Source organism: Pantoea sp. X-Soil-YNGN-785 (assembly GCF_059730585.1).
In genome coordinates, this window is record NZ_AP035942.1 from 1,750,915 (window position 1) to 1,764,811 (window position 13,897).

Below are 13,897 nucleotides of genomic sequence, written 5' to 3' on the forward strand. Positions count from 1 at the left end.
GTGTCAGTAGTAACATCGTGTTGCAATCATCAGCCGCAACTATCGCAGCGATGCGTAAGGGACGCCGGCAATATGCCGATAACAAAAGCAATTCCACCGCTTACTGGTCCTGCTGATGCGCCTGAGTTTAATGAAATATCTTGTCCCTTCTTTTCTCCGTCAGCGTGGCCTGCACGCCGCCGCGTCATTCCGATCGCTGGGGCGCGCTATGCCCGTGATTGAGTTCACGCCTGAGGGCATTATTCAGAAAGCCAGCCCGCTATTTCTGGCGGCCATGGGATACCGGGCGGAAGAAATTGTTGGTCAGCATCACAGCATGTTCTGTCCGCCCGCGCTGGTTAACTCGCCAGAATATCGCCGTTTCTGGCAGCGTCTGGCGGCAGGTGAAAGCTTCAGTGATAAATATCTGCGGCTGGCTAAAGGCATGCGACCAGTCTGGCTGGAGGCAAGCTATATTCCGGTGACTGACCGGCGCGGACGGGTTTTCAAAATCGTGAAAATAGCCGCGGATATTTCAGAGAGAATGCAGTCATCACTGGAGCAGGAGTCGATTATCAATGCGATCAGCCGCTCCATGGCCGTAATCGCCTTTCGTCCTGACGGCCACGTGCTGGAGGCAAATGATAACTTCCTGAAGGCTACCGGCTATCAGGCTGCCGAAGTCATAGGAAAGCATCACCGGCTTTTCTGTTCGGATGCACTCTCTCAGAGTGAGGAGTACCGGCAGTTCTGGTTGAGGCTGAATCAGGGCGAGTTCTTTTCGGGCCAGTTTCCCCGTCTTAACCGGCGTGGCGAACCGCTCTGGCTCAGGGCCACTTACAATCCGGTATTCAACAGCGATGGACAGCTTACTAAAATTGTTAAATTCGCCACCGATGTGACGGAACAGGTGCTGCGTAATCAGCAGGAGTATGACGCGGCGTTAAATGCCTGGAACATGGCTGTCCAGACGCGGGGAAGTGCACAGGCGGGCGCGGATGTTATCGACAACAGCATTCAGATGATCAGCCGGATTGCTGAAGAGATGAGTGTGGTGTCGGCAGACGTCACGCGCCTGAACAGCCAGTCTGACAGCATTGATGGCATGGTTGAAACCATCCGGCGCTTTGCCATGCAGACCCGCCTTATTGCACTGAATGCCGCCATTGAAGCGGCGCGCGCAGGCACGTCGGGCCGCAGCTTTGCCGTCGTGGCGGCAGAGGTCCGCAGCCTGGCGGCCAGCGTCAGCAGTGCGACCGAAGAAATTGAGCGGGTGGTAGCAGGGAATAATCAACTGGCCAGAGAGGTGCTGCGGGGAATTGAAACTTCGCTGGCGAACACCGGCCAGGGGGTACTGTTGATGCGTGAGGCGGGGGAAGTGATAGCCAGCATTCAGAAAGATTCAGAGCGGGTTGAAAGCGCCGTCAGAGACGTTGCCCGGGCAGCGCATAGCGAATAACGACGTCTGAACCGGCCGGATAAACAGGGCCGGTGAAGGCGTGCCCCTGAAGAACAGGGATTCATTGGGCCAGGTCCGGCGTTGTTACGAACAGGAGAATGAGGAATGGCGATTGTGACGCTTACCTTAAAAGCGTCGCTCAGCCCGGCAGGGGTCAGTTAACCAGTTTCGTCACGACACGAACGGCTCTGGCGTAAACTTCTCTCTGGCCGTTGACCGATCGCGCTTCCTGTTGTTTCAGGAACGCGATGATTTCCTGTATGCCTGCCGTCTTGCCTGACTTCAGCAGGCTGGAAACAGCCTGTCCTACCACGGCATAGACATCATCCATATCCGCTGGTTTATCGGTACTCAAAAGAAACTCCAGTGCAGCAATTCTGCTGAAAAGCATCTGATCGGACAACGCTTCGGTGATTCAGCCTGCCCGCACGTTTATCGAAAGCCAGCATCATGGCAGGGCCTTAAGCAGTTTTTCCCGCAGCGTGGCAACCTGGGTCGTCAGTTCACCAAGCTCACTGCAGGCGGTATCCATTACGGAGACCATATCGGCCGGGACGCCCGCCGCCGCGACTTTGAGCTGGTGGCCCTGTTCCGTCAGGGAGACCACAACCCGGCGCTCATCCTTCCCTGTGTCACGCTGCCGACAGATGATGCCTGCGCTCTCCAGCCGCTTCAGAAGCTGACTGAGTGTGCCGGAATCCAGCCGCACGCGTGCGCCAATATCGGAGACGGTCAGGGCATCTTTTTCCCACAGCACCAGCAGTACCAGATACTGCGGATAGGTCAGCCCCAGCGGTTTCAGCCGCGACTGATAGAGCTTTGTCATGGCGAGCGATGCGGAGTAGAGCGCAAAGCAGAGAAACTGGTCGATGGTTTCAGGCGCTGCACTGGCGGGAGATGTATCAGCGATCCCCGCGGTTTCATCATTCATATCTTTACTCATTCTCAGTCCGGGGCAGGAGAGCCAGACCACCGGTGGCTTGTCAGCCCTGAAGTCTTGCTAAGCGTGTATCGGGAAGATGCGGACTGCGGCAGCATCTTTTGTCGGGTGTCAGACACCTAACTTTCAGGCGCTTTCGCGGCGAGAGGAAAAGCCGTTGGCTGCGCCTCCGTGTGAAAGGTGGCTCAGTATTGAGTCAAATTAAATTGAAGTCAACATAACCGGGCGTAGCCCCTGGCACACAACGTGCGCCAGGGGCAAATCGGCTGAAATTTGCCGCATCATTTCAGCGTTTAACGTAGAAGCGAATGTCGCACACTGTCAGCGCCACGATCCGGTCATCGGGTAATGACCGCGCAGCGCAGAAAGTTATCCATGACCGCAATCATTCTTCCCACCGCCAGCAGGTCAGCGGCTAGTAGCAGGTCGCTACGCACCAGTTTATCCATCAGGGCGCGGTCACTCATGTGCGCCTGAATCCGGCTGTAAAGCTCGGTCAGATGTATCCAGTTATTGGCGAAGGTATCCACGCTCAGATACTCCCCTTCGCTGAGCTGCTGCAGCAGAATATCCACGTCCTGTTTTAGCCCGCCGATACGGCTGATAAGATCAGCCGTATCGGCGGAACGGTGTCCGCCGGAAGGGTTCATACGGTGAAGGTCCCGACCATGCCACGCAGGTCGCGCGCCTGCGCCAGCAGGGACTGTGACGCAGAAGAGGACTCTTGTACCAGCGCGGCGTTATTCTGCGTGACGCCATCCATCTGACTCACCGCAATGCTGACCTGGGAGATGCCCTGCATCTGCTCACCGGAGGAGAGTGAAAGGTTGTCCATGGCATCGGCCAGTTCACCTACGCGGCTGACAATTTTCAGGATGCGCTCACCCGTTCCTGCGGCCACCGTGACACCTTCCTCGACCTGCGTCACCGCCTGTTCAATCAGCTGCTTGATGTCGCGTGCCGCAGTGGCGCTGCGCTGGGCCAGCGATCGGACCTCACCCGCGACCACGGCAAATCCGCGACCGTCTTCCCCGGCACGTGCTGCTTCTACTGCGGCGTTAAGCGCCAGAATATTGGTCTGGAAAGCGATGCCCTCAATCACCGACGTAATGTCACGCACCCGCACGGCACTCAGCGAAATGTCATGCATGGTTTCTGACAGGCGCTGAACATCCGCTTCGCCTGCATGAGCCAGTGTGGCAGCCTCGCGTGCTGAACCCGCCGTCTGATGCGCGCCCGCCGCATTGCTTTTTACCGTGGCGGTGAGCTGCTCCATGCTCGCTGCGGTTTCCTGCAGCGCAGCAGCCTGCTGCTCGGTACGGGATGACAGCTCACTGTTGCCCTGGGAAATCTCATCGGCCGCCAGCGCCACCGAAGCGGAAGCATCCTTGATTTGCGTTACCAGCCCGCGCAGATTGGTCTGCATACCGCTTAACGAAGCAAGCAGGCTGGTGCTGTCGCCACCGCGCAGCGTAACCGCGGAGGTGAGATCACCAGCCGCGATCGCGGCAGCCAGCGCCTGTGCCTGAACAGGTTCGCCGCCCAGCTGACGCATCAGCATACGCACAATAAACGCGCAGGTGGCGACCGCAGCCAGCACGGAGATCGCTGCCAGGATGATCAGTATCCAGGTGGTACGGGCGATAGCGTTCCCGTTTTCCACCACCGCATCCCGACTGTTGCGCATCTCCAGCTCAGTCAGATCGTTGATCGCTTTAAGCAGAGTCTGCTGCGCAGGACGCGCTACGGTTAATAGATAGTCGGTAACCTCCTGCTGACGGTTTTCCAGCCCGAGTTTTCCGGCGTTCATCAGGGTGGATAGCGCGGCCTCTTCGGCAGATTCAATTCTGCTCATCGCCTCGCGTCCCGCGGGGCCGGCGTCAGTCTGCATCATGCGCGACAGCGCTTCACGATTGCTGATGTAAAGCGCCCGCTGTTTTTGCAGACGTTCCCATTCTGGCTTCATCGCAACAGGATCGGTCATCAGGGCCAGGTTACGCACTGCAATGGCCATATCCCGCACGCCGCCACGCATATCCAGCACGGTCTGGTACTTTTTCAGCCGGACATTGACCACCTCGTCCATGCTATTACGGGCGCTGTTCAGCGCCTGAATCGCGGTACCGGCACAAATAATAAACAGCAAAATCAGCAGGCCAAAACCTGCGCTAAGGCGCGTTGAGATTTTCATCGATCTTCCAGAAGAGTTCGTTGGGTAACTCGGTATCGGCAGCCGGAGAGGGTTCTGTAGGGTTGTACTTAACTAAATTGAGTGCTATTTAGTTTTGTGCGATAAAAGTACGATATGCCGGAATGTCTACCATGCAATCAGACCACCGGAAATAAATAAAAAAGCGTCGTGCTTCCAGGCTCTGTCACGCAAATTTGCGCAACGACTTACGGTGGCGATAACAGGGCAAGTTCTTGTTAATTCGTAAGTTAATGTCCCTTTCACAGTACATCCTGACGCGCTGTGTAGTGTCCCGCCTTTTCGGTCGTATAACCCGTCGAAACCGTCGTAATGCATAAATATAACCGGACCGGCCTGTTAATCTGGTCGCCGCTGCCGATAGAACACTCATCGATATTGATGACGTCACCGGCACGCGCCGCGCAGAGCAGGTCTTCTGTTGTGCTGGCGCGAGGCGGGTGAGAACGCGTGATTTCTATGAGCAGAAATAGCGGAGGGGTGATTATCGTCGGCAGTTAAGCTGACAGGCTATGAGAAATCCACCCCGGGTTTTTACAGATAATTAAAACAACACTCTGACACTCTCCATCACCGGGAATGAACGCATGCGCCTGAAACTTTTCTGGCTCGCAGTGCTGAATATTGCGACCATCATTTTACTCTCCATACTGTGGGAATTCGGGCTTGAGGCGCGGATTTCCAGCCTGCTGGGCCTGGGCTACGATCCCGGTTTCGAAACCAGCGAGCGGGTGCGTTTTATCCTGACTGCGACTGCATTTGCCGGGCTGGCAATGATTATTCCGGCGCTGTTTATCGTGAATCTGGTCCGCAGATCGCTGAGTGCAGAAAAAAACGCACTCAGGCTGGCCGGCACGGATGCGCTGACCGGCGTGATGAATCGCCGATCATTCACCGCACACCTTGCTGCGCTGAATACCGGCGAGGTGCCTTATACCCTGACGCTGCTCGACATCAATGATTTCAAGAGTATCAATGACCTGAACGGTCATCGTCAGGGCGACGCCACGCTGGTTGCGCTGGCCGGACTGCTGACCACCTCGGCGGGCACGCAGAGCCAGGTGTTTCGCATTGGTGGGGATGAGTTTGCTATCGTAACCGCGGCGTCGCAGGCTGAGCAGGCGCTGGCCGCCGCTGAAAGTCTCTGTCAGCATGCAGCATCCATCCGGACCGGCCCGCATACCTTCCTCAGTCTCTCTGCAGGCATTGCCAGTTCAGCCTGCACCGGGCAGGCCGATGTGGTGCGGGCGGCGGATCTGGCGCTGTACGAAGCTAAACAGAACACGCGTTCTCATCTGGCGCGATTCACACCAGACATGGAGCTGCGCTTTCGCCAGCGGGAAAGGCTGGAGCAGGAGGTCGTTGCTGCCGTCAGCGGCCACGCCATCGTTCCCTTTCTGCAGCCGCTGGTGTCGCTGCGAAGCGGAAACATTACCGGCTTTGAAATACTGGCACGCTGGATCACCGCGTCGGGGCAGACGGTTTCACCCGCTGAGTTTCTGCCGGTGGTGGAACGGCTGGGGCTGATGGACAGCATGACGGTGGCGCTGCTGCAGGATGCGGTCAGTGCAACACGGGCATGGCCTGCCGGGCTCTGCCTGTCGCTGAACATTACCCCGGAGCAGCTGCTGAGACCGTCGCTGACCACCTGTCTGTCCCACATCATGCAGCATGCCGGACCGGTCATGCTGGAACTGGAGATCACGGAACAGAACGTTATGGCTATCTCTGATGATGCCCGCGAGGCGATCCGCCTGCTGAAAGAGGCCGGTATTGGCGTGGTACTGGACGATTTCGGCACTGGCTATTCCAACCTCTCCGTATTGCTGGGGCTGGGGATTACCAAAATCAAAATTGATCAGACGTTTATTGCCGGAATTGTGACCGGGTCGGAGCAGCGAAAAGTCGTGGAAACGCTGCTGGCGCTCTGTCAGGGGCTGAATGTGGTGATTACGGCAGAGGGCATCGAGGATGTCGCTACGCTGCGGTGGCTGAGAAAACGCGGCTGTGATTATGGTCAGGGGTATCTATTCAGCCGTCCGGTGCCTGCCGGGCAGGCAACCACGCTGCTGGCGTCGGCCAACGTGGAAGAGCTGATGGAGGAAGAGGCTGTGGCGGTTAACTTAGTCAGGGCGCTGGGCTAAACTGGCGTGAGAACGGATTATGGCTGGCATGAGTCAGTAAACAGGCCCGGCAGGAAGCGCCGGGCCTGCTGTCTCATCAGAACTGGTAAATCAGACCCAGCGCGGTGATGTCGTCGGTCGCCAGACCGAGCGGGTTATTATCTTTCAACAGGTTGATGCGGTATTCACCATAGACCGACATGTTCTTGTTGAAGTAGTAAGTGGCACCCACGGCGGTGTACTTAATAATGTCGGCATCGCCGATATTTTCAATCTCTTTGCCCTTCGATGAGACGTAACCCACGGATGGACGGAAGCCGTTCAGGAACTGATACTGCGCCACGGCTTCAAAGTTTTGCGCTTTGTTGGCGAAGCCGCCGCTGATCGGCGTGGCGTTCAGGGTTTCGCCGTACATTGCGGCCAGATAAACCTGGTTCGCATCATATTTGACTGAGGTTGCCCAGTGCTGGGCTTTTTCGCCTTCACCGCGTGCGGCTGCGTTCTGCGCCGTGGTGCGATCCAGGCTGGCAAACGCGCCAGCGAAGCTCAGGCCGAAATCGAAGTCATAAGACGCGGAGAGGGCAAAACCATCGCCATTCGAACGACGCACGCCGTCGATGTTACTGCTGCGGTCGTTTTTACCCTGATACTGTGCAGCAAGGTTTAACCCGTCTACCAGACCAAAGAAATCACTGTTACGCCAGGTCAGCACGCCGGTTGAGCGGCCAGAGAGGAAGGCGTCGGTATAACCGGAATCGCCGCCGAAGAACGGCAGCATATCGGTGTAACTCAGCGCGTCATAGACCAGGCCATAGTTACGTCCGTAATCCAGCGCACCGGCCTTACCAAATTTCAGGCCAGCATAGCCCAGACGGGTACGGTTGGTGGCCTGTGCGTCACTGCCTTCAGAGTTGTGAAGGCTGTACTGATACTGCCAGAAGCCATAACCGGTGAGCTGATCGGTAATCTTCGTCTCACCCTTAAAACCAAAACGGGCATAAGAAGAGGTATCACCGTTGTTGTTATCGTCGTCAGAAAAGAGGTGTGACACGTTAATCTTGCCGACCAGGTCCAGCTTATTGCCATCCTTGTTATAAATTTCTGCGGCCTGTGCGGAAGAAAGACCGATCAGTAACGGCATAATAGCCGTTAGTAAAGTGCGCTTCATCATTTAATTATTACCCTGTATTCATTAATTATTATTCCCCTGTTTCGGGGTGAAATGAAAATGACACAAAAAGTTAAAATTACAAAGCGTAATAAAAGTAACAAAATGTGATGTCTATATTCAGCTAATGAATAACAGCAGGGGACAGAAGATTAAATGACAAGGTAATAAGATTTTCTTCTAATAAAACCTTAAGGGGGTATGGTGTAAAACTACATTATAATCAATAAATTAGTTAAAAAAACACACTATAATCCATAAGTTAACTGTATATAATTGAATCACATCACTCCCTGTATTAATTATAGTGAGTTTTATGAAAGTGATAATTTCACAAGGATTCCCTTCTAATCATTAGTCTGCATATTAATATCTGTTCATCTTTTCAGAAATATTATTTCCCGCCCGATAATCACGTCAGAAATAATCTGCACGACACTGATTAAAGTGTCATCACATTGCTCATTAATTAATCGATGACAGGCGGTAAAATTAATCCGCCAGGCGTGATAAATGAAAATAGTTTGTTAATTTTCGCTATTTAGCGCTCTTAGTTCAGGCGAAATCCGGCGACCACCGCTGCACCAGTGAGAGGCAAACTGCGCTAAAACAGGGCAGGAAATGGGTTTTTATGGAGAGATAATTTATCAGCGATCACAAAAGCGATATTTCATCCCGCGAATGCATAATTCCGCTGTTTAAAACCCGGCTTTGCCGCTGCAATCAGACAATTATTCACTATATATGCAAATTAATTGAATATTGTCAGCATCTAACTCATTGATATTCCGTTGTGATGACCATTTTATGCATTAATTGTCTGGCTGGCACGTTAACTGCACTCTACAGTAGGGCTGCACTACAACAACCTTTAACAATTTTAAAACATAAGCTTTACCTGGCCGGTAAAGTAAAGCAGGAGAGTGGGTTATGGCACTGCACGTTTCACGTCACGATTTCGATCAATGGATGATGCCGGTTTATGCACCTGCGACCTTTATACCGGTTCGCGCAGAAGGCTCCACCGTCTGGGATCAAAACGGTAAAGACTATATCGACTTTGCCGGTGGCATCGCTGTTAATGCGTTAGGGCATGCGCATCCGGCATTGCAGCAGGCGTTGCAGGAACAGGCCGCACGGTTATGGCACACCGGTAATGGCTACACCAACGAACCGATCCTGCGACTGGCGAAGCAGTTGATCGACGCCACCTTCGCTGACCGGGTGTTCTTCTGTAACTCCGGGGCGGAAGCGAACGAAGCGGCGCTGAAGCTGGCCCGTAAAGTGGCACATGACCGTGTCGGCCCGCATAAAAGTGGCATTGTGGCGTTTAAGAATGCGTTTCACGGGCGCACCCTGTTTACCGTGTCAGCCGGTGGTCAGCCCGCCTACTCAAAAGATTTTGCGCCGTTGCCGCCTGAGATCCAGCATGCGCCGTTTAACGATCTGGCTGCAGCCGCTGAACTGATTAATGACCATACCTGCGCCGTCATTGTTGAACCGATCCAGGGTGAGGGCGGCGTGCTGCCTGCCGATCCGGCGTTCCTGCGTGGACTGCGTGAACTCTGTGATAAGCATCAGGCCGTGCTGATTTTTGATGAAGTGCAGAGCGGCGTGGGTCGTACCGGTTCGCTCTACGCCTATATGCATTATGGCGTCACGCCGGATGTCCTCACCAGCGCCAAAGCGCTGGGCGGCGGCTTCCCGATAGGTGCGATGCTGACCCGGGACGATCTGGCGCGGGTAATGGGCGTCGGCACCCATGGCACCACCTATGGCGGCAATCCGCTGGCGGGCGCGGTCGCCGGTAAAGTGATGGAGCTGATCAACCAGCCTGACATGATGACGGGTGTCACGCAGCGTCACGAGTGGATTGTCGCGGCCCTGGATGAGATCAATCAGCGCCTGCATCTGTTTAAAGAGGTGCGCGGTCTGGGTCTGCTGATTGGCGCAGTGCTGAGCGACGACTTTGCCGGTAAAGCCAAAGAGATCAATCTGGCCGCCGCTGAGATGGGCGTGATGGTGCTGATTGCCGGGGCTAACGTGGTCCGTTTTGCCCCCGCGCTGAATATCAGTGAGCAGGAAGTGAAGCTCGGCATGGCACGCTTTGCCGAGGTGTGTGAACGCCTGGTACGAGGGTCCGCATCATGATGGTAATCCGTCCGGTTGAACGCGATGATTTAAGCCAGCTGATGGCGCTGGCCGGTAAAACCGGCGGCGGGCTGACCTCGCTGCCCGTTGATAGCGCCACGTTACAGGCGCGTATCGATCGATCGCTGCAGACCTGGGAGGATACGCTGCCGCGCGCAGAGCAGGGCTATGTCTTTGTGCTGGCGGATAGTGAAGATAACCGCGCCGTGGGCATCTGCGCCATTGAGGTGGCGGTCGGCCTGCAGGATCCCTGGTACAACTTTCGCGTCGGCACCCAGGTGCACGCTTCGAAAGAGCTGAATGTCTATGCCGCGCTGCCCACCCTGTCGCTGAGTAACGATCACACCGGCAGCAGTGAGCTCTGCACGCTGTTCCTCGATCCTGACTACCGTGACGGCAAAAACGGCTATCTGCTGTCGAAGTCCCGCTTCCTGTTTATGGCCAGTTTCCGTGAACGCTTCACCAATCGGGTGGTGGCTGAGATGCGTGGCGTCAGCGATGAGCAGGGGCATTCACCGTTCTGGGAGAGCGTCGGCAGCCGTTTCTTCTCAATGGAGTTCAGTAAGGCCGATTTCCTCAGCGGCACCGGCCAGAAGTCCTTTATCGCGGAGCTGATGCCAAAGCATCCGCTCTATATCGACTACCTGACGCCAGAGGCGCAGGCGGTCATCGGACAGGTACATCCACACACCGCACCGGCCCGTGCCGTGCTGGAGGCGGAAGGCTTCCGCTACCTTAACTATGTCGACATTTTTGATGGCGGTCCGACGCTGGAGTGTGATATCGACCACATTCGCGCCGTACGCAAAAGCCGTCTGCGCAGCGCAGAGCCGGGCGAAAATCCGGCTGATGCGCCGCTCTGCCTGGTTGCCAATAACCATTACCGCCAGTTCCGTGTGGCGCTGATCCCGGCCCATGCCGACGGCGACAGCGTGCAACTCACGGATGAACAGATGCAGGCGCTCCACTGCCAGCCGGGCGACAGCCTGCGCGTAGTGACGCTCTGCAAAGAGGAGAAAACAGCATGACGCACCTGATAAAGGGAGAATGGCTGAGCGGCGACGCGGAGATCCTGACCAAAGCGGATCCGGTCAGCGGCGAGACGCTATGGCAGGGCCAGGCAGCATCGGCCGCGCAGGTTACGGCGGCCTGTGACGCGGCGCGCGCCGCCTTTCCGGCCTGGGCCAGACGCCCGCTGGCGGAACGGCAGGCGATCATAGAGAAATTTGCCGCCGGGCTTGAAGCGCACAAAACAGACATGGCAGAAACCATCGCTCGTGAAACCGGCAAGCCGCGCTGGGAAGCGCTGACTGAAGTCGGCGCGATGATCAATAAAATCGGCTTTTCGGTGAAGGCGTACCATAGCCGCACCGGTGAGCAGCATGAAGGCGAAAGCTCGCTGCGCCATCGTCCGCACGGGGTACTGGCGGTATTTGGTCCCTATAACTTCCCCGGTCATCTGCCAAACGGGCATATCGTTCCGGCGCTGCTGGCGGGTAACTGCGTGGTCTTTAAACCCAGTGAACTGACGCCGCTGACCGCCGAGAAAACGGCTGAGATCTGGCTGGCCGCGGGCCTGCCAGCTGGCGTGCTGGCGCTGTTGCAGGGTGGACGTGAAACCGGTCAGGCGCTGGCCACCTGTAGCCAGATTGATGGCCTGCTGTTTACCGGCAGCGCCCATACCGGCTATCAGCTGCATCGCCAGTTTGCCGGTCAGCCTGAGAAGATGCTGGCGCTGGAGATGGGCGGCAATAACGCTCTGATTGTAGAAGATCCGGCTGACCTGGATGCGGCCGTCAACATCACGTTACAGTCCGCCTTTATTACCGCCGGTCAGCGCTGCACCTGCGCCCGGCGTCTGCTGGTTAAACGTGGCGAGGCGGGTGATGCCTTTCTGCAGCGGCTGGCTGAAGTGGCGGGGCGACTGCAACCGGCCGCCTGGAATGCTGAGCCGCAACCCTTTATGGGCAGCGTGATCTCCACCGGCGCGGCAGAGAAGATTATGGGTGAGTGGCAACGTCGGGTGGAGGCGGGTGGCGAAGTGCTGCTGGCGATGCGCTGGCCGGATCGCCACAGCGCCATACTGACGCCAGGCATTATTGATTTAACCGATGTGCAGGGCATCCCGGATGAAGAGGTCTTTGGCCCGCTGCTGGGCGTCGTCCGCTATGACACCTTTGATGAGGCGATTATGCTGGCGAACCAGACCCGTTACGGCTTGTCGTGCGGATTAATCTCGCCTTCGCGCCAGCAGTTTGATCAACTGCTGCTGGAAGCGCGTGCCGGTATCGTCAACTGGAACAAACCGCTGACGGGCGCAGCCAGTACGGCACCGTTTGGCGGCATTGGGGCGTCGGGTAACCATCGCGCCAGCGCCTGGTATGCGGCGGATTACTGCGCCTGGCCGATGGCCTCACTGGAGACGCCGGACCTGACGCTGCCCACCACGTTGTCGCCGGGCCTGGATTTCTCCGCGCCGGAGAAAACATCATGAAGGCAACCGAAGCCAACTTTGATGGACTGGTGGGATTAACGCACCACTATGCCGGGCTGTCGTTTGGTAACGAAGCTTCAACCCGCAACCAGCTGCAGCCCTCGAATCCCCGTCTGGCGGCAAAGCAGGGGCTGCTGAAGATGAAAGCGCTGGCCGATATGGGCTACGTGCAGGGCGTGATCCCGCCACATGAGCGGCCCAATATTGCGGCGCTGCGTCAGCTCGGATTCAGCGGCAACGATGAGCAGGTGCTGGCGGCAGCCGGCAAAACCGCGCCGGGATTACTCTCCGCCTGCAGCTCCGCGTCGGCGATGTGGGTTGCCAATGCCGCTACGGTTTCGCCGTCCGCGGACAGCGTGGATGGCCGGGTTCACCTGACGGTGGCAAACCTTAACAACAAATTCCACCGGGCGATGGAAGCGCCGGAAACGGCCTGGCTGCTGCGTTCCATCTTCCGCGACGATCGCCATTTTGCGGTGCACGATGCGCTACCGCAGGTGGCGATGTTTGGTGATGAAGGGGCGGCTAACCACAACCGGTTCGGCGGCGCCTATGGCGAGCGCGGCGTGCAGCTGTTTGTCTATGGCCGCGACAGCAGTCATGAGGGCAACGCTCCGCAGCGTTATCCGGCGCGGCAGACCCGTGAGGCCAGCGAGGCAGTGGCCCGTCTGCATCAGCTTTCACCCGAAAGCGTGCTGTTCGCGCAGCAGAATCCTGCGGTGATCGATCAGGGCGTGTTTCATAACGATGTGATTGCGGTCAGCAACCAGCAGATGCTGTTCTGTCATCAGCACGCCTTTGTTAATCAGCCTGAGCTGCTGGCGCAGCTTCGGGCGCGCGTACCCGGCTTTGTGACACTGGAAGTACCAGCAGATCGGGTCTCGGTAAAAGAGGCGGTAGAGACCTATCTGTTTAACAGCCAGCTGCTCAGCCGTCCTGACGGTAGCATGATGCTGGTGCTGCCGGAAGAGTCACGTCAGCATCCGGGTGTCTGGCGCTATCTGTGTGAACAGGTCGAAGGTGATACGCCACTGAAAGCCCTGAAGGTGTTTGATCTGCGCGAAAGCATGTATAACGGGGGAGGCCCGGCCTGCCTGCGCTTGCGGGTGGTGCTGACGCCTCAGGAGCAGCAGGCAGTCAATCCGGCGGTGCTGATGAACGACAGGCTCTTCAATACGCTGAATCACTGGGTTGACCGTCACTACCGCGATCGCCTGACCCAGGCCGACCTGGTCGACCCGCAGTTGCTGCGTGAGGGACGTGACGCGCTGGATGAACTGACGAAGCTGCTAGACTTAGGAAATGTATATGCATTTCAGCAGTGAAGGAGGCGGCAGCTCAGGCTGCCGCCTGCTCAGGGCGAAAAGGAGGAAC

Annotated in this window: 11 protein-coding genes; 6 read left to right on the plus strand and 5 right to left on the minus strand. The window is 56.8% G+C overall.

Annotation, left to right across the window (positions count from 1 at the left end; genetic code table 11):
• The first annotated feature begins 130 nt into the window (after window positions 1–130).
• Window positions 131–1,438: a methyl-accepting chemotaxis protein gene (locus tag AC6I8E_RS08090; RefSeq protein WP_497824656.1), complete on the plus strand. Its 1,308-nt coding sequence runs from the start codon at window positions 131–133 to the stop codon at window positions 1,436–1,438.
• 154 nt (window positions 1,439–1,592) lie between these two features.
• Here AC6I8E_RS08090 and AC6I8E_RS08095 read toward each other — a convergent pair whose 3' ends face one another.
• The 4 genes from AC6I8E_RS08095 to AC6I8E_RS08110 form a co-directional block, all read right to left on the minus strand.
• Window positions 1,593–1,829 carry a hypothetical protein gene (locus tag AC6I8E_RS08095; RefSeq protein WP_033782905.1) on the minus strand — a complete coding sequence of 79 codons (237 nt, stop codon included), beginning with the start codon at window positions 1,827–1,829 and terminating at the stop codon, window positions 1,593–1,595.
• A gap of 57 nt (window positions 1,830–1,886) precedes the next feature.
• Window positions 1,887–2,381, minus strand: a complete 495-nt coding sequence (locus tag AC6I8E_RS08100) for a MarR family winged helix-turn-helix transcriptional regulator (RefSeq protein WP_107319609.1) — start codon at window positions 2,379–2,381, stop codon at window positions 1,887–1,889.
• 335 nt (window positions 2,382–2,716) lie between these two features.
• Window positions 2,717–3,028 carry a hypothetical protein gene (locus tag AC6I8E_RS08105; RefSeq protein WP_013357656.1) on the minus strand — a complete coding sequence of 104 codons (312 nt, stop codon included), beginning with the start codon at window positions 3,026–3,028 and terminating at the stop codon, window positions 2,717–2,719.
• On the minus strand, window positions 3,025–4,569 hold the full coding sequence (locus AC6I8E_RS08110; protein WP_033782908.1) for a methyl-accepting chemotaxis protein: 1,545 nt from the start codon (window positions 4,567–4,569) through the stop codon (window positions 3,025–3,027). The genes AC6I8E_RS08105 and AC6I8E_RS08110 overlap by 4 nt, the downstream gene beginning before the upstream one ends.
• 605 nt (window positions 4,570–5,174) lie before the next feature.
• Between AC6I8E_RS08110 and AC6I8E_RS08115 the strand changes: the two genes are divergently transcribed.
• Entirely contained in the window at window positions 5,175–6,731 is a 1,557-nt protein-coding gene (locus AC6I8E_RS08115) for a putative bifunctional diguanylate cyclase/phosphodiesterase (protein ID WP_497824657.1), read from the plus strand.
• Between the two features lie 76 nt (window positions 6,732–6,807).
• Here the strand turns inward: AC6I8E_RS08115 and AC6I8E_RS08120 are convergent, their stop codons facing one another.
• The gene (locus AC6I8E_RS08120; RefSeq protein ID WP_033782909.1) at window positions 6,808–7,881 is read right to left on the minus strand and encodes a porin; all 1,074 of its coding nucleotides are present in this window, start codon (window positions 7,879–7,881) and stop codon (window positions 6,808–6,810) included.
• A gap of 927 nt (window positions 7,882–8,808) precedes the next feature.
• Between AC6I8E_RS08120 and AC6I8E_RS08125 the strand changes: the two genes are divergently transcribed.
• Genes AC6I8E_RS08125 through astB form a run of 4 tightly spaced genes read left to right on the plus strand, consistent with a single transcriptional unit; the run spans window position 8,809 to window position 13,848 of the window.
• Window positions 8,809–10,029 carry an aspartate aminotransferase family protein gene (locus AC6I8E_RS08125; RefSeq protein ID WP_147788264.1) on the plus strand — a complete coding sequence of 407 codons (1,221 nt, stop codon included), beginning with the start codon at window positions 8,809–8,811 and terminating at the stop codon, window positions 10,027–10,029.
• Complete coding sequence (astA, locus tag AC6I8E_RS08130; RefSeq protein WP_013357661.1) at window positions 10,026–11,057, plus strand: arginine N-succinyltransferase; 1,032 nt, start codon at window positions 10,026–10,028, stop codon at window positions 11,055–11,057. The genes AC6I8E_RS08125 and astA overlap by 4 nt, the downstream gene beginning before the upstream one ends.
• Window positions 11,054–12,523, plus strand: coding sequence for a succinylglutamate-semialdehyde dehydrogenase (gene astD, locus AC6I8E_RS08135; protein ID WP_497824658.1), 1,470 nt, complete (start codon window positions 11,054–11,056; stop codon window positions 12,521–12,523). The genes astA and astD overlap by 4 nt, the downstream gene beginning before the upstream one ends.
• Window positions 12,520–13,848, plus strand: coding sequence for an N-succinylarginine dihydrolase (gene astB / locus AC6I8E_RS08140; RefSeq protein ID WP_497824659.1), 1,329 nt, complete (start codon window positions 12,520–12,522; stop codon window positions 13,846–13,848). Before astD ends, astB begins: the two co-directional genes overlap by 4 nt.
• Window positions 13,849–13,897: the final 49 nt, after the last annotated feature.

Coding starts and splice junctions, on each gene's coding strand:
- astD (WP_497824658.1), top strand. CDS start 11,054: ATGACGCACCTGATAAAGGGAGAATGGCTGAGCGGCGACGCGGAGATC.
- astB (WP_497824659.1), top strand. CDS start 12,520: ATGAAGGCAACCGAAGCCAACTTTGATGGACTGGTGGGATTAACGCAC.
- AC6I8E_RS08110 (WP_033782908.1), bottom strand. CDS start 4,569: ATGAAAATCTCAACGCGCCTTAGCGCAGGTTTTGGCCTGCTGATTTTG.
- AC6I8E_RS08125 (WP_147788264.1), top strand. CDS start 8,809: ATGGCACTGCACGTTTCACGTCACGATTTCGATCAATGGATGATGCCG.
- astA (WP_013357661.1), top strand. CDS start 10,026: ATGATGGTAATCCGTCCGGTTGAACGCGATGATTTAAGCCAGCTGATG.
- AC6I8E_RS08120 (WP_033782909.1), bottom strand. CDS start 7,881: ATGATGAAGCGCACTTTACTAACGGCTATTATGCCGTTACTGATCGGT.
- AC6I8E_RS08115 (WP_497824657.1), top strand. CDS start 5,175: ATGCGCCTGAAACTTTTCTGGCTCGCAGTGCTGAATATTGCGACCATC.
- AC6I8E_RS08105 (WP_013357656.1), bottom strand. CDS start 3,028: ATGAACCCTTCCGGCGGACACCGTTCCGCCGATACGGCTGATCTTATC.
- AC6I8E_RS08095 (WP_033782905.1), bottom strand. CDS start 1,829: ATGCTTTTCAGCAGAATTGCTGCACTGGAGTTTCTTTTGAGTACCGAT.
- AC6I8E_RS08090 (WP_497824656.1), top strand. CDS start 131: ATGAAATATCTTGTCCCTTCTTTTCTCCGTCAGCGTGGCCTGCACGCC.
- AC6I8E_RS08100 (WP_107319609.1), bottom strand. CDS start 2,381: ATGAGTAAAGATATGAATGATGAAACCGCGGGGATCGCTGATACATCT.